This window comes from Vibrio pomeroyi (assembly GCF_024347595.1).
Lineage (GTDB): Bacteria > Pseudomonadota > Gammaproteobacteria > Enterobacterales > Vibrionaceae > Vibrio > Vibrio pomeroyi.
Genome location: NZ_AP025507.1, coordinates 993,226 through 1,018,382, shown reverse-complemented (window position 1 = coordinate 1,018,382; position 25,157 = coordinate 993,226). Strand labels below are relative to the sequence as shown.

The following is a 25,157-nucleotide window of genomic DNA, read 5'->3' as shown; positions in this document are numbered from 1 at the left end:
GAAAAAAGGCAGTGATGAATAATTCCAATCACTGCCCTTCATACTGTTTCGGTGAGCAAAAAACTTAGCGCTTAACTTGCTAGCCGTTAACTCACGCTCTTCGAGATTTCAATAACAAGAAGATGAAGTAACTACCACCAATAATAGAAACTAGTGTTCCTGCCGCAAGCTGTGCAGGGAACACCACCACTTGCCCTAGCCAGTCGGCAAATAACATCAGTGCTGCACCAATCAAAAACGATAAGATGATCTGCTCACGAACCAAACGAGCACCAACCATGGCCGCAATATGTGGAGCCAATAGACCAACAAAGGCGACCGGTCCCATGGTGGTTGTCACCATCGAACATAACACCGCAACAATACACAGCAGAGCCACATAGGCGATGTTGATGTTCAGCCCTCTTGCACTTGCGAACTGACGGCCAGTCGCAATTAACGTCACCCAACGACTCAACAGTAAAGCTAACCCAATACAAACAGTGATCACGATAGCCATGATCGTTGCCGCATCAGGTTCAACACGATATGTAGAGCCTGCCAACCAAGCCAATAACGTATATTTCCCCTCACCAACTCGTGTTAAGGAAAACTGCACTAAGGCCTCTAACACTGCGGTCAACGAAATACCTGTGAGAATTAGGATAGACGGAGCAAACTGGTGCTTCTTACCAAGGAACAGCAACAAACAGAGTGCAATCGCACTGCCCAAAAACGCTACCCACGGGCTTAGTGAGTGAATCGAGTATCCCATAAACAGGCTACTGAAAATCAAGGCTAGCACCGCACCCGCCGACACACCAAGAATGTCTGGGCTCGCAAGTGGGTTGTAAACTAGCCTTTGTAAAATCACACCCGCCACAGCCAAACCGCTACCAGCGAATATTGCAGTTAACATTCTAGGCCAGCGAATAGACCACTCAAACGCATCTGGGATAATGAAGTAACCCATGTCTGAAGAAGGCTGTGACAATGTGCTTAACGCCAGTAAACCGAAGATCATCGCGCCCAACAAGAAATAAGCCAAAGGTGAAATGAACTTTGGCCCTTTAGGCATCGAGAAGAAGAGCTGATCTTGGGCTGACATCTGCTTGCGCGCAATAATGATCAAAGCTGGAGCACCAATCACCGCGGTTGCCGTTCCTGTTGGAATCATATCCAAAGACCATTGCGCCAAGAAAATCGCCAAGCTGTCTGTCACACAAAGCAACAGTGCACCTAACACGCAGCTTGCGATGAGTTCAGATTTCGCCCTTAAAAAGCCCAAATGTCTCGCGATGTTTGGTGCAATCAAACCAATAAAGCTGATCACACCCACCGAAGTAATCGACACGGAAACCAGCCAAACGCCAATCGCCATGAGTACAAAGAAGGTCGTACCGATGTTAAGACCACGCGCCGCAGCCCCTTCTGTACCAATCGAAAGCAGAGTCAAAACTCTTGGAGCCAACAGGAAAATAGCAAAGATTGGCAGTAACTTAGGCATCAGCCAAAGCACTTGTTCCCAACCATTCTGCCCAAGATCACCCGCTCCCCACACAAACAGGTTTTGTGCATATTGATCGTTAAGCAAAATAATCGCAGTTGCGAATGCGCCTAAAAGTAAGTTAACCGCCATACCTGCCAAAACAATCGGTAAGCCGCTCATGTTTTTGATACCAACAATGGAGACAATCAGCCCCATTGCAAGCAACGCCCCAATTAGCGCGAACCAAACGGAATATTGAGCCACCAACATCGGTGCGACCACATTCAGAATGACCAGACCAAGCCAAGCCCCTGATGATGTACCGAGTGTAAGTGGAGACATCATGCGGTTTTGCGTTAACTGTTGAAACAAACTACCGATAGTGCCGAGTGTTCCGCCAACCAGAATCGCCATCACTAAACGAGGTAAGTTGACATAGATTAATGCCATCAACTCGAATGAATCATCGACCATTTTATTGAATGTAACGATGTCACTGATCTGTGAGACCTGCTGAAACAACTCACCGATAGGGCCAAATTCAGACTGGCCTAACCATAAATGAATAAGGGCGGCGAAAAATAGTACCGCCCCCATCATCAAACCACTGGATTTCATTACTGCTCCGCTAACGTCAACAACGATTGCGCCATCGCTTCTGCGTTATACAAAATCGACATAGCACCGCCGTAGCTCCAACTTGCTGCTACAGGGCTAAATTGACCATTGCGAACGAAAGGCATGCTCTTCCAAACCGGAGAACGATCTAACTTGTCTTGATATGGGAAAGGTTCAAAGTACAGCGCAATGCCACCCTTGACGTTCTTAAGCTCGGTCATACGTTTTTGACTGATGCCCCACTGACTCGCAGGAAGAACCATCGCATTTTCAAAGCCCAACTGTTCAAGCGCATATTGAGGAATAGAATTATCACCATATATGAACACCGAAGTGGTGCTCGCAAAGCGGAAAGACGTCACTTTCGGCTTGTCGCCCGGATACGCTTTATCTAGTTCAGCTTTTAAAACTTCAAGACGCTCATCCATCGCAGCCAATTTGTTGTTCGCTTGCTCTTCTTTGCCAAGCAATTGACCTATCTTCTTGAAGTTATCAATAGCCGCCTCAGCATTACTGTGCTGTTCACTGTATGTCTGGTAGTAAAGCACGGGCGCGATTTCAGAAAGTCGATCCTGCAAATCTTTTTGAGGTGAAGCGATGAGAATCACATCAGGGTTGAGCTTCTTAAGCGCTGAAAAGTTAGGCTCAGTTCGAGTGCCAATATCCGCCACGCCTTCTGGAATCGCAGGTTGAACAACCCAATCGGTATACCCTGCAATATCTGGCACAGCAACTGGCGTAACACCAAGTTCAATCACTTGCTCTGCAATATCCCAGTTAAGCGCAGCCACTCTAACAGGTTGAGCTTTAAGGGTTTTAATCCCTTCACTGTCTTCTACTTGGAAATCCGCCATCGCGTTGAACGATAAAGCACTCGCTAACATCGTTAGAACGAGCTTTGTATTCAAATGTTTTACTTTAGAAAAATGAGAAGCTATTGGTTTTAAGCTCATATATTTGCCTACTTAATCTAAATTCGATATTTCTACAAACGACAAAAGCAGCCCAGAAAAGGCTGCTTTAGAATTGGGAATGCTAACTTAGTTAGAATTCATAGTTTACGCTTAGCTCTACAGACTGCTCAGCACCGAACCAACAGTTCGATTGGTCGTAACACGCGTAATATTCTTCGTTGAAAATATTGTTCACCGCTAGGTTCGCTGTTGCGCCAGATAGCGTATCGCTTGCTGCACCCAAATCATAACCCACCGACAAATCAACAACCGTGTAAGACGGAACTTTACCTTGAGTATTGCTTGCGTCCATTTGCATTTCACCAACGTAACGAGCACCTGCACTGAATCGAGAGCCTGCTAGCATGCCGTTAAATACGTTGTAGTTAGCCCACATGTTAGCTGTGTGTTCAGGAACATAGATTGGCGTCGTACCTTCTAAACCGTTGCTAGAGTCTTCGGTAATTTCCATATCGACATACGTGTATGAAGCCGCAATATCGAAGTTTTCTGTCGCAAACCAACGTCCAGACAGTTCTGCACCTTGCGATACCACTTCACCGACTTGGATTCTTGGACCATAAACGTTTGTCGGGTCTGTCATCAACATGTCTTGCTTAACAATATGGAATAAAGAAACCGTTGCTTCTTTCGACATATCGTCAGACAGGTATTTCACACCAATCTCTGCTTGTTGTGCGTTCTCTGGATCAAACTCATTGCCCGCTTTATCAACACCCGGAGCTGGTTCGAAGCTCGTCGCGTAACTTGCGAATGGCGCTAATCCATTATCAAACTGATACAAGCCACCTAAACGGTAAGTGAACTGCTTGTGATCAGATTCATGAGCGTAGTAATCACTCTCAGATTTGTAGTGATCAAATCGCGCACCCGCAATCAGTACTAATGCGTCCAGACGAACTTGGTCTTGAACGTAGAAACCCAGCTGACTTGACGTCGTGTCATCTAGATATTCACCCGTCTTAGTCACATCACTACGGTCTAGTAGATCATTGTTCGGGTTCAATGGGTCAAAGCTATTGAAACCACTACCATTCGCACTGTACGACGAGTAGTTAACATTGCCATCTAGGTCTTGGTAATCTAAACCAAGCAATAAGTTGTGTTCTACTGAACCAACATTAACGATACCGCTCAATTGGTTATCAATAACAAACCCTTTAAAGCTCTCATCAGTAGAGTACAAGTAACGGTCTAGCTGGTTAGGCGTACTTGGATCGTAGCTCACATGGTAAGTGTTCTCTTGATATAGAGATGCGTCGGTATAGCGAGCATTCTGTAAGAACGTCCAATTGTTATTGAAGTCATGGTTAATCTTATAGCCAACCATCAACACTTCACGTTCGAATTTACTCCAGTTCTTGTCACCCATAGAAACAGATGGATCGCTTGCTTTCAGCACATCGAGTGGCATTGCCGAGTTGATGCCCATTGAAGGATCATTCTGGTAGTACAGATTGAAGTTGATTAATGTGTTATCGGTTGCTTGCCAGTCTACAGAAGGAGCAATTAAGTAACGCTCTTCTTCTGCATTATCAACTTGGCTGTCTTGCTTGCGAGCAAGTGCGATCAAACGGTAAGAAAAATCACTGTCGCCAAACTGACCTGTGGTATCAATAGACGCTTCTTGTAGATTACGAGAGCCTGTTGCTACGCCCACTTTAGTCGACGATTCCGTTTGCGGAGCTTTAGCAATCATGTTCACCATACCGCCCGGTGGCATTGCGCCATAAAGCACAGAGGTAGGCCCTTTGAAGATCTCTACTTGCTGCATTGCAATCGGATCAATCTGCGGTTGTAGGTTCCAACCATTCAAGAATTGAAGTGACAGACCGTCGTAGTAGTTAACGTTATTGGTAGCAAAGCCACGGATAGAGTAAGAATCAAACATTGCTACGGAACTACCGCGGTTTTCAGTTACAACACCCGGTGCATAACGAAGGGCTTGATTCAAAGATTGAACACCTCGTTGCTCTAACTGTTCTTCATCAATAACGGTAATACCTTGAGGCGTTTCTTCTGGCTCAAGTGCCGACTTAGTCGCGGTATTACGATAGGCCTTACCCATAATCGTAACAGTTTCTACATTCGAATCTGCTGCTGTTACGGTCTCTTCCGCCAAGGCTTGCGCTGAAAATGCAGTGAGCAACGCTACTGCAAGTGATGAATACTTAAAACGAGTGTGAGTGGTCATGATTCCCTCGGTACCAATGCTTAATATAAATAATAATAAATCTCATTTGCATTGTATGTATCTATGAATGGGATAATTAACAATTTGGTGCAAACTCACAAAGAACTTGGCCTATTTTCAATGAAATTAGGTCAATTGCTGATTAAAAGAACAATTGACCCTATTTTAGATGAGGTTTAACGAAAGGGTGGAACGAAGGTATGGTTAGGATTTAGTAATAGGAACCCAGTATTCCATGACAGCATCTGTGGCACGTGCTTGATAGGCTAATGGGTATACTTCAAGCTCATAACCATCAACACCTCGATAACCAGAACTCGGCAGCCAATTCAATACAAACCAACTCAGAGTGTGTCTAAGGTTCTCAATCGGACCACAATGTTTAACCACGGCATAGGTTTGCTTTGGAATGGTTAATACGTCTAACTTATTGGAGATAATGCTCGGCAATTGAGGAATTGAAATCTCGTCATTAAGCTCTACTCCGGCCCAATAATGAATATTGGTACCATCAAAGCAAGATTGGGTAAGGTCAATAACACCAATAAACTGAAGGGCATTATCGTCTGGTAGGCTCACTTCGCCTTCCAAGCGCGACCACAATTGAGGGACTTTCTCTGCAAAATCTTGTGTCAGAGAAAATAAGCCGCTTATTTCTGAGGTAATACCTTTAACAAGAAATGACTCTCTTTCATCAATGCGTACCTCAACAAAACTGAGTGGACCGTTATCTGCAGCGCTCACCGTTTCAGATACTTGTATCGGTTTTCTAAGCCCTGCTCTTTTACCCGCTTTTCTATACTGACTAGGGCTGGAACCAAACATCTGCTTAAAAGAACGACTAAAACTAATTTCTGAATTGAATCCGAGTTCAAGCGCGATATCGATCACTCGCTCTTTGCTGTCCAACAGTTCTTCAGCCGCTTGGCTTAGCTTTAACTCTCTCACGTAGTTTGCCACGGTCAGTCCCGTTTCAGCTTGAAACACTCTTTGCAGCTGCCAGCGAGACCAACAGCTCTGTTTCGCAATATCTTCTAGCGATAGTGTCGAGCTAAGGTTCGCATGGATATAAGCCAATACGCGGCTAATACGGTCAAATGCAGGTGTGTTCATAGTCAAGCTTTCAAACTCTCGGTAGTGGCAACAACATATTAGATTCAGAAATACTTTTTATCATTTAAAGCGACTTTTATCACTTAAAAATGACTAAGGCATGCTCAATTTATAGATATCTTATATAACGAGTTCTCCGCGGATATGCTCCATTTTGTATGGTTATCCTCGATAAGGTTCGCTATGATAACGAAACTGATTCTCATTTAATGGTTTAAGATGCTTTCCCAGCTGCACAACATCATCACTCGTCGGAGAGCCCCTTCTCTACACCAAAAAATCTTCGCTTACTCTAAACAAGTCACGCCTTATCTAAGCGGCAGTTATGGTTCTCTGAGCAGCAGAAGCATCGCAATGACGAATGATAAGAGCCATATCGAGATCAAACGTATTTACGACGGCTTAGCGGAAAATCACACAGAAGCAGGTAAAGCTTATTGGTTGACCCGGACTTGGGATCTCGTCTGCTGGCAGCCCATCTATGTGACCTTCGTTTCTATCTACGGCCTTCACTCGCTGCCTGATATTAAGAATATCGGTCAGTTTAGGTACAAAGAGTTCGTCACAGGATATCGCTTCTTTAATGGTGATCATGAACACGGCTCACCTGAGGAATTGATACCTAAAGCGGGCGAAGCCATACTTGCACTTACTGAGTTTTATCGCAGCCAAATCAGTGAATGGACACGCATCCGCCCTGGTTTTACTAACCATTTATTGGCGGATCTACTATTAGGCAGTCTGATCAAATTGCAGCAACATGAACCGAGCCTGACCAACGACTACATCACTGCACAAGCGAAGCTTTGGTTAGACGCATGCCAGCTGCCTGAAAGTCACTTAGACAGCCTCAAGGTCGATGCCGATTCTGGGATGCTTAAACTGATTAGAGTCAGCTGCTGCCTAGTCTACAAATGCGACTCTAGAAAGTATTGTGACGATTGCCCTAGGCACCCTGACAATAAAAAAACTGCGTAATATCACCATCTATTTTTAGAGACCAGTAAAGTGGCTTTTATTGAGCAACTTTATTGGTCTAAAAACAGGACTGACATGTTTCAGCTTTCAAACATCAAAATCGTTCGTGATGAGCGAACCATTCTCTCAATTGACGAGCTTTCCATTCCAACGAATGAGCTTACCGTGGTTCTTGGTCACAATGGCTCTGGTAAATCGACATTGGTGAACTTGCTTTCAGGACAGATGTCACCAGACTTCGGTACTGTTGAATTAGACAATGCATCTCTCTCTTCATTAAAAAGCAAAGACTTAGCCAAGAAGATTGCGTATTTGCCACAAAAGCTCCCTGCTTCTGCTGGCTTAACGGTGGAAGAACTGGTTCGTTTAGGGCGTTTTCCTTGGCGAGGTGCGTTAGGTCGTTGGAACTCTGAAGACAAATCCATCATCCAACAAGCGATGGAGAGAACAGGCGTTGCTGAGTTTTCACAGGCGTTAGCGGACGATTTATCCGGCGGTGAACGCCAACGTGCGTGGGTATCGATGTTGCTTGCACAACAGTCTCCTGTGTTGATCCTCGATGAGCCAACATCAGCACTGGATGTTCATCACCAATTCCAACTAATGGGTTTACTGTCTGAACTGAACAAAAAGGAAGACGTTGGCGTTATCGTGATTCTGCACGACTTGAACCTTGCACTGCGCTACGCAACACACATTGTTGCTCTAAAGAAAGGTCAGATAGCATTTGAAGGCAGCGCCGATAAGTTACTTGATGAACAGGCATTATCTGCACTGTATGAGTCCCCTATTCGACTGATCGACCATCCGGTTCCAGCTAAAACAGCCGCAAGCGAGAAAGTCGCGGTGGTCTGCGAATAGCTTATATTCTGACAGTTAAACCCAAACGCTGAACATTAAAAAGGCCATTGAAATTCATCATTTCAATGGCCTTTTCAGTTCAGATTCACTAACTAACTTTAATTCTCTAGCTAAGCTGAGAATCTCTGGCTTCTTGGCTACTAAAGCCACGTAGAATATTAAACAGAGTAATCGCAGTGAATAACGCAACGACCAGTGATAAATGCCACGCCTCTCCTAATCCAAGCTTAACCAGTCCCATACTGACAATCGAAGACACGACCATCTGACCACCGCCCGACATCGCAGCCGCCGCGCCTGCATTTTTCTTGTATGGCAGCATCACTAAAGCCTGAGCACAAGGCAGTGCAATACCATTACCGAGTATCATCAGAAACTGGCCAATCATGAGATACAAAGGTTCAAGAGGACAGAAGAAAAGCCACAACGCAGCAGAGATGTGTAACACAGGCGTGCACAACAGTGTTTTCTTATTGCCTAATATTGGACGAATACGGTTACACAAGCTTGTCCCACCAAGCATGCCCAACGCAGGAATTACCGCCCACATAGCGTATTCGTCAGACGTCATGCCAATTTGGTTCTGCATGATAAATGGCATCACCGACACGGTGGTGATCATCAAACTAAAGTTAAGCCAACCAATGCTCGCAAAGCTCATAAAGTAGCGAGAGGTGAGCAATTCTTTATATTGCAATGCCATTTTCTTCGGTGAAGGAATCACAGAAAACTGAGTAACGGTTTCTTTGAATTTGAACGCCAATACCACCCAAGCCAATGATACATACCCAAGTAGCGAGATGAATACCATACTCCAGCCAAAGTGGAAGTTGATAAAGCCACCGATAACAGGCGCAATCAGAGGAGTGATAGACGCAACCATTGCGATATAGGACATCGCCAAGGGTAAGTCAGCTCCGCTGAATCTATCTCGTGTTGAAGCGCGAGCAAGCACGGCACAACAGCCTGTTCCTAAACCTTGCAGGAATCGACCCAACACCATGCTGGTAAATGAATGACTGAAAAAGATGATCATCAACAGGCCAAGCATGGCGAGCAACAAGCCACTCAACAGGACCTTTTTACGTCCTAAAGCGTCTGAAATTGGGCCATAGATAAACTGAGACGGACCAAAACCTAACAAATACACACTCACCAGAAGCTGAGCTTGCTCTAGTGAGACATCAAAATCTTTGGCGATCCAAGGTAAAGAAGGAAACACCAAACCCATGCTGAGTTGGCCAATACTGATGACCAAACACGCCAGTAAAATCGACTTAAAATCGAATCGACGACTCATGATGCAGCACGCGGGGTTAAAAAGAGACTTGGGTCATCAACCTGACAACATGAAGGTGCGTAAAGTAGTGAGCATGTTGCAGGTGTGGTATTCATGGTGCTCCGAAAGGAATCAATTAGAGTTTGGCAGGGTAAACATACGTGAGCTTGTATAATCATACAATACTGACTGAACTAAATATGTGAATAGTGACTTTTCACTTGCCCTAGTTACCTTAGCTATCTACTTTCCGAGCGCAAGCTAAACTAATACAACGTCATGACAATCAAGGGACTTCAATGAACACATCTCATCGTATTCGTTCTTCTGCACTTGCAATCATCGCATCAGGCGTCATCGCTTCAACCCCAGTGTTTGCATGGCAAGCTGAGAAGATCACAGACGGTCTCGTAATCCCATGGGGCCTAGCTTATGTCGATGACAACTCTATGCTTCTCACAGAAAAAGCAGGCGTCATTAAACACATTGATCTGAAGTCGGGAGAGCAAAATACACTGTTCAGGCTACCCAATGTATGGGCAAAAGGACAAGGTGGTCTGCTGGATATCACGCTATCCCCTTTTGAAGAAGACAAGTTCTATGTTACCTACAGTAAAGACGTCGATGGCGAAGGCATAACCACACTCGCTTCTGTTACATACAAAGATGATGAAGTAACCAATTGGCAAGATGTGTTTGTTTCTAAGTCGAGAACCGACACAGGTCGTCACTTTGGCAGTCGCATTACCTTTGACGATAGTCACCTGTACTTTTCCATTGGTGATCGTGGTGACCGAGACAACGGTCAAAACACCTTAACCCATGCTGGTTCGATATTGCGATTAAATGCCGATGGAAGCACACCAAGCGACAACCCTTTCACAGATAACGACCAGATTCTCAATGAGATTTGGAGTTTCGGTCACCGCAACCCACAAGGGCTTATCTATGACTTTCCAAGTCAAAAGCTTTGGTCTATTGAACACGGTCCCCGTGGCGGTGATGAAATCAACCTAATAAAAGCCGGAGCCAACTACGGGTGGCCAGTGACTTCGCACGGCAAAGAGTATTGGGGCCCTATCAGCGTCGGTGATTCGGAAACCAAAGAAGGAATCGAAGCGCCTAAAAAGGTATACATTCCCTCGATCGCACCGGGCAGTTTGATCGTCTACCAAGGCGAAAAGTACCCAGAACTGCAAGGTAAACTGTTGGCAGGGGCACTCAAACTTACCCACATCAATATCGTCACAGTCAACGAGCAAGGTGAGGCAATAAAAGAAGAGCGCATTCTAGAAGACTTAGGGGAAAGGATTAGAGACATCGAAACCTCACCAAACGGTGACATCTATTTTAGTACTGACAACGGCAACCTTTACCGACTGAAAAAATAACCTGATCCTCTTTAAAATTCGAGACACGATACTGCCAACGCAGTTTATAAATAAAAGCCGTTAAAGCTGGGCTAAAAGTCCAATTAACGGCTCACTCACTGCAAAATAAAATGTGCCAAAACAGTGCAACGACTCTAATTTTGTCATCAAACGTACCTATGTTTTTCACAAAAACGACAAGAAATCACCATACAACTGTAACTCCATGATATTTAAGGAATGCAAAGTTTGACTACCCCCAAGTTTCTGCAACCTTTCCCTATGTATTCGATTGACTATCCCCTGATTTGATTTAGACTCGTTTCCGGCTAGAAAGAAAGTTCTTTGTATATAAACATTTCGTTGGATTACTAGTAACCCCGTTGTGTTGTACGCAATAGCAATAAACTTTTCCGCGCTATCAGTGCCACAATTGGCTCAAAATAAAAATTTAATTTTAGGATATCATCATGTCTAACACAGTTACTGGTACAGTAAAGTGGTTCAACGAAACTAAAGGCTTCGGCTTCATTCAACAAGAAAACGGCCCAGACGTATTCGCACACTTCTCTGCTATCACAGGCGACGGTTTCAAAACTCTTGCTGAAGGCCAAAAAGTTGAGTTCGTAGTATCTCAAGGTCAAAAAGGCCCACAAGCTGACAGCATCAAAGTACTTTAATTTAGTATTTTAAAGCTTTCTAAAAATAGCTAGCCTATGCTGGCTATTTTTTTACCCGCTATTCAGAGATTTAAGGTAATATTCCCCTTCACTATTTCTACCTAAGACACCTCCTCAATGGCTCTTAAACCGACAATCTACAAGTTTCGTATCTCTTTAACCGATATGAATCGCGACTATTACGACTCTTTTAATCTAACGGTTGCACAACATCCCTCTGAAACAGAACAGCGAATGATGGCTCGTATCATGGCTTTTTGTATCAATGCATCTCCTGAACTTGAGTTCACTAAAGGGTTGTCTAGCATTGAAGAACCAGATTTATGGCAGAAGTCTTTAGATGACCAGATCTTAGAATGGGTTGATGTGGGCGAACCGGATCCAGAACGTGTTAAGAAAGCGACTCGTCTATCTAAATCTGTGCGCGTATTCAGCTTCAACACTAAGTCAAATGTTTGGTGGGAACAGAACAAAGGCAAATTCGGTTACCTAAAAGCTCAAATCGTTCGTCTAGACAACGAAGGTATCGAGCAATTAGCCGCAATGACGCAGCGCACAATGGATCTTTCAGTAATGCTGACGGGTAACTCGGCGTTCGTAAATAGCGACACGCAATCAGCTGAAGTAACGTGGGAAGAGCTACAGAGTAATGACTGAGCTACCAACTAATAGTCAGCAGAAACTTGAAGCGAACCAGCAAGCCAAAACTAAACTCTACGCTTGTTTGAAAGAGTCTGGTTTAGACTCAGTAACTGCGATTGCGACAGATTTTGAGAAAGAGCTAGCGTCTTTTATCGACGAAAATCATGCCCTGTTTAAACACGCTTGTGAGAATAAGCCTGATAACTCAGCACGTCAGACACTGCTTGGCCTGTTGACCAAAGAACATATTGACGCAAGCTATCGTTTTGAGAGCAATAAAGATGCTAGCGAAGCGATGCAAAGTGTCTTCGATAATACGGTAGGCAATGAGCACGGCGACAAGTTTCAAAACTCAAACTCTCAGCAGTTAAAGTTAGTAACGCATTTATGGTTGTTCATTCAAGGTCGACTTGGAATGGATTACAGCCTAGCCAATGATCACGCTGCAGCCACTGCCAAACTTCTGTCTCGCTTATCAAGAAGCACTGATGACGAAATCCGTGTTGAGTTCATGGCGAGTTTTTATGATGGCTTGAACATCTACCAAGCAGAGAATAAGCCATCTGGACTGGTTCATCGCTTCAAGCGTTTGTTTAACCTTTCTTAAGCATTCCACCAGCTGCTGTATCAAATTTGCGCTTTACACTGTGTAGAGCGCATCTACTTCCAACCACCGCCTCAACCATCATATCTGAGCCTCAGATTCCCTATTACGCTCGTGCCTCGCTTTAGGGAATGACGGAGCCGTGTTACTTTACTTCAGCTGTCGGTTCACCCAGAAAGAGACAAACCGACAACAGCTTATGTGAAGCACCCTTTAATCAAATCCCCCTATTTCACCGTCATCCTCGAGAAGGAGGAACGACTGAGTCGGGGATCTCCTATCCACGATCCTGAAAACTCACATTACAGGCACAAAAATGTATGGTCCGCCCCGTTATTGCAACTACAATTAAGTAATAACGGAGTTGGTTTGCGCTAATGTATTCGGAGTCCTTGTTGGGAGCACTAGCTTCCCAGCTCCACGATGATATCCGCGCCAGATTATCCTTAAAAAGCCCAAAGCATTGATTGCTATTTTTTGTGTCAGGTTCTTAATCTGGCCGATTGACCGTTTTTGTCATCACGTTCATTGGCGTTGCAAACTTGGTTATAGCTAAACAGCCTTAAAAGCTTGGCGGTGGTATAACACCGCCCAAGCTATCCTCACTAGCTTGTTGGCTAATGCGACTACCACTACATTAAATGGTTTGGTGGCTCGTAGGTTCGCAAGCCACTCTCCGAACACTTTCCCTGTCGTCTCTAGTCTAGAGAGTACAGCCCTTGCCCCATGGACAAACAGAGTTCTGAGGTGTTTATTCCCTCGTTTACTCATACCAAGTAGTTTGGTCTTTCCTCCCGTTGAGAATTGCCTTGGCACAAGCCCCAACCAAGCCGCCATCTCACGGCCATTGGTAAAGTTATTCGGAGAGCTTACATCGGCTATACACAATGTGGAGGTAAGATCGCCAATTCCAGGGATAGTTTTTAATAATTGAGCACTTTCATTGTTATTAACAATAGTTTGAAGCTTGTTATCTTGAGTTTTGATTTGTTCATTAAGGTACTTGTAATGTTCGTGGATAGATATCAATTCACATAGCAAGCTTTTTGGTAATGAGACGGTTTGTTCAGCTAACCATTGAAACAGAGACTTCATCTTTGCATGCCCTTTGGGAAAGCTAAGGCCGAACTCAAGTAAGATCGCGCCGATCCGCGACATAGTGGCAGTTCTCTCCTTGATATAACTATCTCTGACTCGATGAATCGCTGCGATGACTTGAGCCTCTTCACTTTTTACAGCTACAAACCTCATGGTCGGTCGACCCGCAGCCTCTGCGATCGCTGAAGCATCGATGAAATCGTTTTTATTGCCTTTGACATAAGGCTTTACATACTGAGGAGGAATAAGTCGGGGTTGATGACCAAACTCACTACACTTTCGAGCAAGCCAATGAGCACCGCCACAGGCTTCGAAAGCAATAGTTGTTGGTTCTATTTTACTAAGAAAGATTAAGAGTTGGTTACGATTAAATTTACGACGAAGCACCTCCACTCCACAACGGTTATGTGCGATAGCATGGAAGCAATGTTTACCTAGGTCGATACCTAAAATATGAATAGAAGACATATGGTTCACCTCATTCTGAGAGCCTACTCTAAGCTTAAGGGCTTGAGAGTGAGGCGGACCATATAATTAAGCCCCGCGAGTGCGAGGCTTAGAATCTTGGTTGTCGATTTACTGATGCTAACTAAATCGTACTTATCACATCACAAGGCGATTAACGCAGGCCGTGTAAGAACTCGTGACGAGTCGCAGGGTTAGATTTGAAAATACCGCCCAGTGCTGTCGTTGTTGTTTCGCTGGTTGCGTCCATTACGCCGCGTGATTTCACGCAGTAATGAACCGCATCCATGGTTACAGCAACATCTTCTGTTTCAAGCAAGGTTTGCAGAGCGACAAGGATCTGCTGAGTCATACGCTCTTGAACTTGTGGACGCTGTGCAAAGAAGCGCACGATACGATTGATCTTAGACAGGCCAATGATTTTACCACGAGGGATATAAGCGACAGCTGTCTTACCATCAATCGTCACTAGGTGGTGCTCACAAGTACTGGTCACGGTAATGTCTTTCACACGTACCATTTCGCGAACGCCCATCTTGTTTTCAATTACGGTAATTTTAGGGAAATTAGCGTAATCCAAACCAGAAAAAATCTCATCCACATACATTTTGGCAATGCGGTGTGGTGTTTCTTCCAGACTATCGTCCGTAAGATCAAGTTCGAGTAGAGTGAGAATCTCACGCATATGGTGTTCGATTCGTTCCTTTTTCTCTTCTCGGCTCACCTGGTTTGGACTCATTGGTGTCTCTAAACCACGGCTTGCTAGCGCATCTTTAACCAACTTCGCTGATTCGCTAAGACCTGACATTGAACTTCCTCTTTTATTACCCCTTCTGGATGGCAAACAAGGATACTCGGAATTTTGAATAAATACACCCATATTTTAAGGGAGGTCATTATTTACGGGGCTTAAACTGTGCTAGAGTGGCTAGAATTTCGTTGGCGAAAAGCGTGCTCTGTTCATTCTTCAACCACCATTGCCAACCACAAAATCAAAACAATAACGATCAAAGGATTTCAATTATGGGCTGTTGCGACGCTCCGGGCTTAATGCCAATTGAAGAAGCACTAGATAAGCTGCTGTCACCAATCAAACCTATTCAAACGACTCTAACTCTGCCATTGGCGGATGCATTAGGCTACGTTCTTGCTGAAGACATACTCTCCCCTATTTTTGTGCCTCCTTTTGATAACTCAGCAATGGACGGTTACGCGCTGCGTTTAGCGGACCTAGAGAATGGTAAAGTCCTGCCATTAGCAGGTAAGTCTTTTGCGGGTCAGCCATTTGAGGGCGAATGGCCAAGCAATACCTGTATTCGCATTATGACTGGTGCAAAAATCCCAGAAGGTTGTGATGCCGTCATCATGCAAGAAAATACTCGTGAAACCGATGCGGGTATTGAGATTCAGCAAGATGACATCAAATTGAACAACAACATTCGCCCTACGGGTGACGACATCAAACAAGGTGACATCGTTCTTAGCCGTGGCGAACGTTTAACACCTCGCGACATTCCAATGATCGCCTCACTTGGTGTGAGCCATGTGACTGTTGCACACAAGCCTAAAGTCGCTTTCTTCTCTACTGGCGATGAGCTAAAACCGTTAGGTCAACCGCTTGAAGATGGTCAAATCTACGACAGCAACCGCTACGGCATTAAACCGCTGATCGAAGCATTCGGTTGTGAAGCGATTGATCTAGGCATTATTCCTGATTGCCCTGCAACGCTTAAAGAAACCTTTGTAAAAGCGCAAGAATTAGCAGACGTAGTCGTCACTTCTGGTGGCGTAAGTGTCGGCGAAGCGGATTACACCAAAGACATTCTTGAAGAGCTTGGCGAAATCGGCTTTTGGAAACTAGCAATCAAACCGGGTAAACCATTTGCATTTGGTGAATTAGACAACGCTTGGTTCTGTGGCCTTCCGGGTAACCCAGTGTCTGCAATGATGACGATGTACGTGTTGGTTCAACCTATGCTGGCTAAACTTGCCGGTCACACTGCGTGGACAGCGCCAGAATCTATTCCAGCGACGACTAAGTCGGCATTCAAGAAAGGCCCAGGCCGTACTGATTACCAACGTGGCATCTATTCGATTGAAAACGGTCAGTTTGTGGTTGAAACAACAGGTAACCAAAGTTCAGGTGCTTTTCGCTCAATGAGCCTAGCGAACTGCTTTGTGGTACTAGAGCGTGAACGTGGCCGTGTAGAAGCCGGCGAAACAGTTCAAATTCAACTGTTTAACTCTACGCTTTACTAACGAGGCTTGCTGATGGAAATACTTTCTGACGCAGAGATGCTTCGCTACAACCGCCAGATCATCCTTAAACAGTTTGATTTTGAGGGCCAAGAAGCGCTGAAACAAAGCTCGATACTGGTTTTAGGGGCTGGCGGCTTGGGCTGCGCTTCTGCCCAATATCTTGCGACAGCAGGCATTGGTAAGCTAACGCTAATCGATGATGATGTTGTTGAGCTTTCAAACTTACAGCGACAAGTCCTTCACACCGATGCGGATATTGGTAAGAAGAAAGTCGTTTCAGCCGCCGAATCCTTAGCAGTGTTAAACCCACACCTAAAAGTTGAGACCGTCGATCACAGGCTTGATGACGAGACACTGGCGAAGCTCATTGAAGCGCATTCGTTAGTGCTTGATGCCAGCGACAATGTCGAAACGCGCAATCAATTGAACCGCTTGTGTTACGCATCAAAAACGCCACTGGTTTCTGGCGCTGCGATTCGCATGGAAGGTCAGATTAGCGTATTCACTTATCAAGATGAAAATGCACCGTGTTACCAATGCTTAAGCGCTCTGTTCGGCAATGCAGCTCTAAGCTGTGTTGAAGCCGGAGTGATGGCGCCAGTGGTTGGTATGGTGGGCGCAGCTCAAGCTCTAGAAGCCATTAAGGTGATTGCTAAATTCGGACAACCGAAACAAGGCAAACTTCTGATTCTCGATGCCATGTCACACAGTTGGCGTGAGATGAATTTGATGAAAATGCCTAACTGTTCGGTGTGTGGATAGACTAAACCATATCCCGTCTTACCTAGAACCTAAGCCTTGACGATGAGTCAGGGCTTTTTTATGTCTGAAGTTTAGCTTCTACTCAAGGTTATCAAATTGAAATAGTTATTAAGAGATTAGTTTCATTTGAATTCTCATTTTGAGAAAACAACAAAAATTTGAATTATAAAAAATAAAAACCAACAAAATCAAAACCTTAAAAATGGCACATTACTTGATTAAGTATCTAGACCTTCCATCACAAGGATGTAGATATGAGAATTACAACGTTAAGTTTGCTATTAAGCGCGCCACTGGTCGCCAACGCAGCGCCATTCGATACTTGCCCTAGTAAGGCTTACCTTTTTCAATCCACTCCAGTTCAAGTCTGGGGAGTCAACCTCGTTACTGGTTCAACTACCCTACTAGAAGACGATACGGGGATGAACGCTAACATCAACGGTGTCGGTTTTGACTTCGAAGACAGATACATCTACGGGTACGACACCACCAACAAACGCCTAGTACGTCTTGGTCAAGACTTCCAAGCAGAAGTCATCAATACCAGCGGACTACCAACCGACCATACCTTCTATGTAGGCGATGTCTACGACCATGTTTACTACCTATATCGCACTGGTAAGGGGCTATTCACTGTTGATCTATCCCCTCTCGATTCAGATCCTAATGCAACCGTTACAGTCAACAAAATCGTAGGCAGCCCAGCAACTGTGAGATTGACTGATTTTGCCTTCCATCCAAGTGATGGCTCTCTATATGGTATCGATAATAACTCTGGTGGCTTGTACAGCTTCAACCCTACAACGGGTGCAGAAACCTACATCGGTGATACTGGGGAAACAGGTACGTTTGGTGCAGGTTATTTCGATGTAAACGGCTACTACTACGTATCTCGAAATCAAGACGGTAAGATCTACCGTATCAACCTATCTCCAGACAACGCTGCCAATATCGCTGCGGGCACTGTTCCAGCCGTCGAGTTTGTATCAAACGGCCCAGCTTCCAACCAAAATGATGGCGCACGTTGTGCCAACGCCCCTGTTGTTGATGAAGATTCAAACATCGACTTCGGTGACGCACCAGACAGCTACCTTACTCTACTTGCAAGTAATGGCCCTCGACATGAACTTGATGGCATCACCTGGTTAGGTACAGACGCACCAGATGCTGACCTTGACGGCTACGTCACACCACAATCTGATGAAAGTGTTGGCATTGATGACGAGTGGGCAAACGGCGGTATCGGTTTTGTTACCGCACTTGAAGCCGGACTCGACTCAAAAGTTGTGATTGAAGCTTCAACAACCGGCTACCTTTCAGCTTGGATTGATTGGAACCAAGACGGCAGCTTCGACGGCGCTAATGAGCAGGTATTTACGGATTACCAACTAGATGCGGGTGAGAATGACTTGTTCCTAAATGTTGATATCAACGCATTAACGGGGACAACTTGGGCTCGTTTCAGATTCAGTCAACAAACCAACCTGAGCTACTTTGGTGGTTCAACATCTGGTGAGGTGGTTGATATTCAAGTCGATGTTCTTAATGACGGCGCCACAGCCCGTTACTTCCCAAGCGCTTCGGGTTACGCAACCTTGGCGTATGAAGACAACTGGCCGTATAAAGCCGACTACGACATGAATGATGCCGTGATTATGTATCGAATCACAGAAATCTTAAAAGACGGAAAAGTCGTAAAATCCACCATCGACGGTCGCCTAGCTGCTGTTGGTGCATCCTATAGAAATGGCTTCGCTGTTCGCTTACCAAACCTTGCTCCAAGCTCGGTAGACAGCGGTAATTCTTACATGAAACACAATGGTGTCTTTACTGACTTAGATATGGAGGACGGACGTAGTGAGGCGATATTTATTGCCGCCGAAGATTTAACGTCTAAAACAGAGACATCATGTACCTTCTATCGAACCAGTAACTCATGTAAAGACGACGAACAGTTCTCTTTCCAAATAGGAATCAGCTTGTCGGGCGATGGTATCAGTACTGATACATGGACAGATATGCCTTACGACCCGTTTATCTTTGCAACACCTGGCTACTATCACGGTGAAAACCTACCTCTGCACCCAGGACGCAGTTGGGAAGTTCACCTACCAGACCAAGCACCAACGGAAGCCTTTGATACCGATAACCTCTTTGAAGCTGGATTAGGTGTCGATGACAGTAACCCATCAACAGGTAAATATTTCAAAACGGCAGAGAACCACCCTTGGGCACTGATCATCACGTCAACCGATGAGTGGCAATGGCCTCAAGAGTATGTGGATATTGTTACCGCTTATCCAGAGTTCAAACAATACGCAGAGTCCGGTGGTGACACGAATCAAACGTGGCATGAATCACCTGCAGACAATCAATGCTACGTGCCATAAGGAGAAACGCTATGACTATTCAAAATAAACAATATCGAAAAGCTCATTGCGTTGATTCAAGTCGCAATCTATCGGAGGAAAATCGTATGTCTGCACAAAGCACTTGGAATATGAAGAAATCGCTGGCTGTTATTTTAGCTGTCACTCCACTGGTATTAGTTGGTTGTGGGGGCGGCGGTGGAGGCGGCGGCAGTGCATCTACGCCATCACCAGCAACACCGTCGACTCCCGCTGCACCTTCAACGCCAGTGACGACAACGCCTTCTCCAGTAACAAGTGCGGCAGCAACACCAACCTATACGATGAGTGATGTGGTTGTGCCCGATGGCTTTGATTACAGCTCAATTGAGCAATTTGATCTCGACATCGACATCAGTAGCATTTCAACCGCTCGCTCTTTTGTCACCGTTTATAGCCGTTTTAGCACACGAGATGACTCTACCTTGAAACCGGACTACTCAAGTAAAGTGATTGCAGGCTCGTTAAACAATGGCGTGTTTGCCTCTAACTTTACTGCCCCTGTGAACCACGACTCTCTCTTGGTCGAAATTTGGTTTTATGATGGTCAACCACCATTACAACAAGTGGTTTCGAGCACGGATTCTCAAATCGTTTGGTAAGGATCTTAGTTAAGAGTTTTTCATGATTCATTACTGATAACTTTAAAGTGAGCTGAAATGCTCACTTTTTGTTTGGGTTCGAATCTAGAGTGAGTTCATTTTTTCTGATTGACTTGATTCACTTTAACGCCGATCTCACTTATATTTTCAAGATAACCTTCAAAGACTTACTCTCATGAAACAGTTAAAAATAGGTCTATTTATCTTAATGTGTGGTGTGGGCGTACTGTTAGCTCTTACCTATTTCCCTTTGACCTCTGAAACAGGACAACGTATTCAAGCCAAAGTGATTTCGAATACTCTCACTCAATCACTAGATGGGCACAGACGTTACCTCACCGTTCAGACAGAAGATGATCAAGTATTTCGCGTTTCCATTGCACCCACCACAGACTGCCCTATTGATTCTGTGGTCGCGCTTGATACATTAAACAATCAAATAACCGGACAAAGCAGTTATCAGTTCATCCACTGTAGAACTGCGCCTTAGTCGTCGATATAACAACAGTAATAACTACAACAAGAATGGATATAAGAAGAATGAATCAGCCACTCATTTCAGCGGAACAGCTTCAACAACGTTTGCTAGAAGAAAACAACATTGTAATCCTAGACGCCAGTATCGAATTTCAGATCCCAAGTGAGTCGGAAAAGATCAAAGGACAAATGATTCCTGGTGCTATTCGTTTTGATTACGACAAAGATTTTTGCAACAAGCACACCTTGCTTCCTCACATGTTCCCTTCCGAAAAACACTTCAACACTCGTGCTCGCGAAATTGGTATCAATCAAGACAGTACGGTTGTGGTTTACGATAACTCCGGAACCTTTGCTTCACCTCGTGCGTGGTGGATGTTTATGGCGATGGGGCACAAAAACGTTTACATCTTAGATGGTGGTCTACCTGCATGGATCGAATCTGGTTACGCCACAGACACTTCGTACAGAACTCAAGTAACACCGGGTAACTTCGAAGGTCATATTCAAGACTACTACTTTGTAAATGCTCAGCAAATCCAAAGTTATTCCAATGATAAGAGTGCAAACATTCTAGATGCGCGTTCACAAGCTCGTTTCGATTCAGAAGTTCCAGAGCCACGTGAAGGCTTGCGCAGTGGCCATATTCCAAATTCTATTTGTTTGCCATTCGCACAAGTATTGAATGCAGGCAAATTGAAATCCCAAGAAGAGCTATCCGATATCTTTTCAACGTTAGCTTTAAACCCCTCTCAACCTATGTTCTTTAGTTGTGGTTCCGGTGTGACGGCCTGCATCATTCTACTGGCCGCTAAGCTGGCGGGATACTCGGGCGAAATGGGCGTTTACGACGGCTCATGGACTGAATGGGGTGCTAACGAACAATTACCTATCGCTGTGACCAAAAAGTAATTCAACTTCGCTAACTGCTACTGTTAGAATATACTTCGCATGCATAAAGGGCTTACTGTTAGTGATGACTTAACATCTCACTGAGTAAGCTCTTTGCTTTGCGGTAACGCTATATTCGTTTAAGACCAAATCTCGATTAGCACTGTTCTTTTATTAATCTGTATAAATTTGCAAAGCATAAATCGTGAGCAATCATGCACTAATCGTTATTGTTCGTGTGAATATTAATATTTCACTCAAGAATCTTCGTTCGTAGTCGTTACACTATTTAATCATTGATACATTCATCATTGGCGTTTGTCTCTTTCATTGCATGAATCACGCTGACGACCCAATAGTTTGTCACTTGCACTCTGTTAGAAGTAGTAACCAACAAAAGGCATCTCATGGCTCTATTTAAGAAAAATATCTGGTCGCTGTACGCTCTGATCGTACTGCTTACCTTGATACTTTTCGCCGTGTTGGGCGTAACCAAGTGGCAAGCAAACAGAGATGACTTCATTGAGCAACAGCATATCCAAGTTGAGCTGTTTTCTAGCTCTGTAAGCTCGCTTCTCACCAGTCAAGAAGCTCTGCTTGAAGTGGTTGGGCATCAATTGGCTCAACAGTCCGACTTCACTCGTACTGCTTCGATTCAAATTCGACCAATATTAGACAAGCTGCTTGATACTCACCCTGCGATTGCAGCATTTGGATTGCTAAACCCTCAAGGAGACTATCTTGCAATCAGCTCCAACCTACAATTGTCGAATCAACACAATCTACTTAACCACCCATACACCAGAGATTCATTTCTAGAGGCTATGTCTAGCGAAAAAATGGTGTTGGGGCGTACCTATTTTCAAGAATCATTGAACAGTTTGGTGATTCCGCTAAGAAAATCGATCTCCATCGACGGAAAAAATGTCGATGCAGTGATGACAGCAGGCCTGCGCTTAGACAGCACAATAGTATTCGAGAACAATGCACACGCCGGCAGTTACAACACCCTAACCTTGCTAAGACCCGACAACTACCGACAGTTTTATTCGAGCGATATTGAATCGCTCGAAGCTTATCTCGAGCCGGTTGATAATGATGTAGTAACACGCATCATTCATCGTTTTGCACAACAAGTTAACGTCAGTCTCGAAGAAGCGAAAACAGGAAATAACACTTACTCGTTCAGCGTCGATGACGACATGTACCACTCATTGGTCAGCGCTAAATACATTCCAGATTACAAACTGTGGGTCGTTGGACGCACAGATCTGACTCACGTTGATAGCATCTTCTTTCAAGAGTTCGGCATCCTTTTCGGCGCCTTTATCTTTCTTCAATTCGGTTTCTACGTTTTGGTTAAGTCGATTGCCAAGAACGAGCAAAGAACCAGAAGCCAGCTGATCTACCAAGCGAATCACGATCCATTAACTTCTCTGCCAAACCGCTTATACATGCGCCGAAATATTGATAAATGGATTGAAGATGAGTCTGAGCAATTCTCACTGTTGTTTATCGATATCGATAACTTTAAATGTGTTAATGATACTCACGGGCACGACTTCGGTGACAAGGTACTCAAACAGATTGCTGTACGTTTGATGCGATTCCGTTCTCGACTCAGCTTGTTGGTACGTGAATCGAGTGACGAGTTTCTATTCTTAACACCGTTAACGAACGAATCTGAGATAAAACGACTCGCCGAGCGAATTATTGAAGTGCTTTCTCAACCTTATGAAGTAGAACACTCTCAGTTCTTACTTGGCTGCAGTATCGGTATTGCCCGCTTCCCTGAACACGGAAAAGATTTAGATAGCTTGCTCCGTTCTGCCGATATTTCGATGTACAAAGCGAAGCAACAACAGAACTCGTACAGTATTTTCACCACGGCGATGCAAGATGCTCACCTCTACAAGATGAGAGTAGAACAGAGGCTACGTATCGCTATTGAAAAGCAAACACTGTTCATGGCTTTTCAACCTTTGGTACGTACCGATAAGAGCACTCATGGTGTCGAAGCACTGGTGCGCTGGATTGATGACGAACTGGGTTTTGTCCCGCCCGATGTGTTTATTCCGGTGGCAGAAAGTACGGGCTTAATGCAAAAACTCGGCACGTTTATTATTGAATCGAGCATTATGCAGATCGCTCATTTACATCGAACGACAGAACAGAAGATCGGGCTGTCGATCAACATATCAGTTCGTCAGTTTTCACATAAGTCGTTCTCTGACCACTTGTTCGCTACGCTTGAGAAGTATCAGTTCTCTCCAAGCTGTTTAACGCTAGAGATTACGGAGAGTTTGTTCATTGAAGATGTGGCTATAGTGAAACCACTGTTTGAAGCACTCAAAGAAAACGATATTAAGATCTCTCTGGATGACTTTGGTACCGGCTACTCATCGTTGAGCATGTTGAAAGCACTCCCTATCGACGAACTTAAGATTGATAAGAGTTTCATTGAGAACATCGCTATAGACCAGCAGTCACTGACTATGGTGCAAAACATTATCGCAATCGGTAAAAACTTCGGCATGGTGGTATTGGCAGAAGGCGTAGAATCAAACGAGCACTTCTCGATTCTAAAGGCTTGTGGATGCGATTTGATGCAAGGCTATTACTTCTCACGCCCTATCCCTTACGATGAACTGTGTGAGTATCTAGCACCAATTCAGGTTGAGACCATAGAACTACCAGAACCAACGGCATAACTGTCAGTTGATCTCACCAAGCTCGCGAATAACGCGATGAATCTAAAAAGGGAGCCTAAACAGGCTCCCTTTTTTATACACCGCTCAACATCGCGACCCAAAAAATAAAAACACAGACAATGAAAACAAAACCCATTACGACTTAACTGTTATCACAACTCGTCGATTGCAACCTGTTGCCTTGTTGTCCGCAACCTTACAAATGGGTGCGCTTTCGCCATACGCATATTCAACGATGCGACTTCCTTGGTGAAGATCTTTCTTTAAGTAGCTCGCCACTTGTCCGGCACGGCGAGATGACAGTGCTTTGTTGTAGCTTTTACTGCCCAAGCTATCTGCGTGACCTTCTATATAAATCTTAGACTTATCACCCACCAAGCTAAGGTACTGACCTAATACTTGCTTGTGGCTTTCATCCAATTGGTACACATTAGTTGGGTAATTAAGCACCAGGGATTGCGTCGCTTTATCATAGAAACACACATCATCTTGTGCTCCGATTTGAATCACTTCACTCTCTCTATTGATCACCTCATTTTGAGGTTTCTCATTTAGCTCTACCAGCTTCCCAGTCACTTGTGTCGTAACAGTATGAGAAGACACCAACATTTTAGAAGTGACGTATTCGCCAACATCACCCAAGCAGTTTGCATAGCCTAATGGAGACATTAGCATCGTAGATAAAATCACTAGGTATCTCATG

At 44.5% G+C, this 25,157-nt stretch carries 21 protein-coding genes; 13 read left to right on the top strand and 8 right to left on the bottom strand.

Annotation, left to right across the window (positions count from 1 at the left end; all coding sequences use genetic code 11):
- Positions 1–91: 91 nt before the first annotated feature.
- The 4 genes from fhuB to OCV12_RS20590 all read right to left on the bottom strand — a co-directional run bounded on the left by fhuB (position 92) and on the right by OCV12_RS20590 (position 6,367).
- Complete coding sequence (gene fhuB / locus OCV12_RS20605) at positions 92–2,086, bottom strand: Fe(3+)-hydroxamate ABC transporter permease FhuB (RefSeq protein ID WP_261885973.1); 1,995 nt, start codon at positions 2,084–2,086, stop codon at positions 92–94.
- On the bottom strand, positions 2,086–3,039 hold the full coding sequence (locus OCV12_RS20600; RefSeq protein ID WP_261885972.1) for an iron-siderophore ABC transporter substrate-binding protein: 954 nt from the start codon (positions 3,037–3,039) through the stop codon (positions 2,086–2,088). The genes fhuB and OCV12_RS20600 overlap by 1 nt, the downstream gene beginning before the upstream one ends.
- Positions 3,040–3,130: 91 nt before the next feature.
- The gene (locus tag OCV12_RS20595; RefSeq protein WP_261885971.1) at positions 3,131–5,254 is read right to left on the bottom strand and encodes a TonB-dependent siderophore receptor; all 2,124 of its coding nucleotides are present in this window, start codon (positions 5,252–5,254) and stop codon (positions 3,131–3,133) included.
- 204 nt (positions 5,255–5,458) lie between these two features.
- Entirely contained in the window at positions 5,459–6,367 is a 909-nt protein-coding gene (locus tag OCV12_RS20590) for an AraC family transcriptional regulator (RefSeq protein WP_261885970.1), read from the bottom strand.
- A 219-nt stretch (positions 6,368–6,586) separates the two neighbouring features.
- Here OCV12_RS20590 and OCV12_RS20585 point away from each other — a divergent pair, with 219 nt between their 5' ends.
- Together OCV12_RS20585 and OCV12_RS20580 are read left to right on the top strand one after the other, a co-directional pair.
- Complete coding sequence (locus OCV12_RS20585) at positions 6,587–7,345, top strand: siderophore ferric iron reductase (RefSeq protein ID WP_261887110.1); 759 nt, start codon at positions 6,587–6,589, stop codon at positions 7,343–7,345.
- 75 nt (positions 7,346–7,420) lie between these two features.
- A complete protein-coding gene (locus OCV12_RS20580; RefSeq protein ID WP_261887109.1) occupies positions 7,421–8,206 on the top strand; it encodes an ABC transporter ATP-binding protein in 786 nt (261 codons plus the stop codon).
- A 106-nt stretch (positions 8,207–8,312) separates the two neighbouring features.
- Here the strand turns inward: OCV12_RS20580 and OCV12_RS20575 are convergent, their stop codons facing one another.
- The gene (locus OCV12_RS20575; RefSeq protein WP_261887108.1) at positions 8,313–9,506 is read right to left on the bottom strand and encodes a multidrug effflux MFS transporter; all 1,194 of its coding nucleotides are present in this window, start codon (positions 9,504–9,506) and stop codon (positions 8,313–8,315) included.
- A gap of 278 nt (positions 9,507–9,784) precedes the next feature.
- Here OCV12_RS20575 and OCV12_RS20570 point away from each other — a divergent pair, with 278 nt between their 5' ends.
- From OCV12_RS20570 to OCV12_RS20555, 4 genes are all read left to right on the top strand, one after another.
- On the top strand, positions 9,785–10,876 hold the full coding sequence (locus OCV12_RS20570; RefSeq protein ID WP_261887107.1) for a PQQ-dependent sugar dehydrogenase: 1,092 nt from the start codon (positions 9,785–9,787) through the stop codon (positions 10,874–10,876).
- 449 nt (positions 10,877–11,325) lie between these two features.
- Positions 11,326–11,535: a cold-shock protein gene (locus tag OCV12_RS20565; RefSeq protein ID WP_010430417.1), complete on the top strand. Its 210-nt coding sequence runs from the start codon at positions 11,326–11,328 to the stop codon at positions 11,533–11,535.
- A gap of 117 nt (positions 11,536–11,652) precedes the next feature.
- Positions 11,653–12,192 carry a YaeQ family protein gene (locus tag OCV12_RS20560; RefSeq protein ID WP_239849303.1) on the top strand — a complete coding sequence of 180 codons (540 nt, stop codon included), beginning with the start codon at positions 11,653–11,655 and terminating at the stop codon, positions 12,190–12,192.
- Entirely contained in the window at positions 12,185–12,784 is a 600-nt protein-coding gene (locus tag OCV12_RS20555) for a hypothetical protein (protein ID WP_261887106.1), read from the top strand. The genes OCV12_RS20560 and OCV12_RS20555 overlap by 8 nt, the downstream gene beginning before the upstream one ends.
- 549 nt (positions 12,785–13,333) lie before the next feature.
- Here OCV12_RS20555 and OCV12_RS20550 read toward each other — a convergent pair.
- Both OCV12_RS20550 and folE read right to left on the bottom strand, forming a co-directional pair.
- A complete protein-coding gene (locus OCV12_RS20550; protein ID WP_261884832.1) occupies positions 13,334–14,347 on the bottom strand; it encodes an IS110 family RNA-guided transposase in 1,014 nt (337 codons plus the stop codon).
- A gap of 151 nt (positions 14,348–14,498) precedes the next feature.
- The gene (folE, locus tag OCV12_RS20545) at positions 14,499–15,152 is read right to left on the bottom strand and encodes a GTP cyclohydrolase I FolE (protein ID WP_004737232.1); all 654 of its coding nucleotides are present in this window, start codon (positions 15,150–15,152) and stop codon (positions 14,499–14,501) included.
- A gap of 215 nt (positions 15,153–15,367) precedes the next feature.
- On the opposite strand from folE, the gene moeA reads away from it, so the two are divergent.
- From moeA to OCV12_RS20510, 7 genes are all read left to right on the top strand, one after another.
- Positions 15,368–16,603, top strand: a complete 1,236-nt coding sequence (moeA, locus tag OCV12_RS20540; protein ID WP_261887105.1) for a molybdopterin molybdotransferase MoeA — start codon at positions 15,368–15,370, stop codon at positions 16,601–16,603.
- Positions 16,604–16,615: 12 nt separating this feature from the next.
- Positions 16,616–17,365, top strand: a complete 750-nt coding sequence (gene moeB / locus OCV12_RS20535) for a molybdopterin-synthase adenylyltransferase MoeB (RefSeq protein ID WP_261887104.1) — start codon at positions 16,616–16,618, stop codon at positions 17,363–17,365.
- Positions 17,366–17,619: 254 nt separating this feature from the next.
- The gene (locus OCV12_RS20530) at positions 17,620–19,755 is read left to right on the top strand and encodes an LruC domain-containing protein (protein WP_261887103.1); all 2,136 of its coding nucleotides are present in this window, start codon (positions 17,620–17,622) and stop codon (positions 19,753–19,755) included.
- Between the two features lie 11 nt (positions 19,756–19,766).
- Positions 19,767–20,375 (top strand): hypothetical protein, encoded by a 609-nt coding sequence (locus OCV12_RS20525; RefSeq protein WP_055320171.1) that lies wholly within the window; start codon positions 19,767–19,769, stop codon positions 20,373–20,375.
- 175 nt (positions 20,376–20,550) lie between these two features.
- The gene (locus OCV12_RS20520; RefSeq protein WP_239918452.1) at positions 20,551–20,865 is read left to right on the top strand and encodes a hypothetical protein; all 315 of its coding nucleotides are present in this window, start codon (positions 20,551–20,553) and stop codon (positions 20,863–20,865) included.
- Positions 20,866–20,915: 50 nt separating this feature from the next.
- Complete coding sequence (locus OCV12_RS20515; RefSeq protein ID WP_261887102.1) at positions 20,916–21,764, top strand: sulfurtransferase; 849 nt, start codon at positions 20,916–20,918, stop codon at positions 21,762–21,764.
- Between the two features lie 386 nt (positions 21,765–22,150).
- Positions 22,151–24,454, top strand: coding sequence for a bifunctional diguanylate cyclase/phosphodiesterase (locus OCV12_RS20510; RefSeq protein ID WP_261887101.1), 2,304 nt, complete (start codon positions 22,151–22,153; stop codon positions 24,452–24,454).
- A 135-nt stretch (positions 24,455–24,589) separates the two neighbouring features.
- Here the strand turns inward: OCV12_RS20510 and OCV12_RS20505 are convergent, their stop codons facing one another.
- The gene (locus OCV12_RS20505; RefSeq protein WP_261887100.1) at positions 24,590–25,156 is read right to left on the bottom strand and encodes an OmpA family protein; all 567 of its coding nucleotides are present in this window, start codon (positions 25,154–25,156) and stop codon (positions 24,590–24,592) included.
- Position 25,157 lies beyond the last annotated feature (1 nt).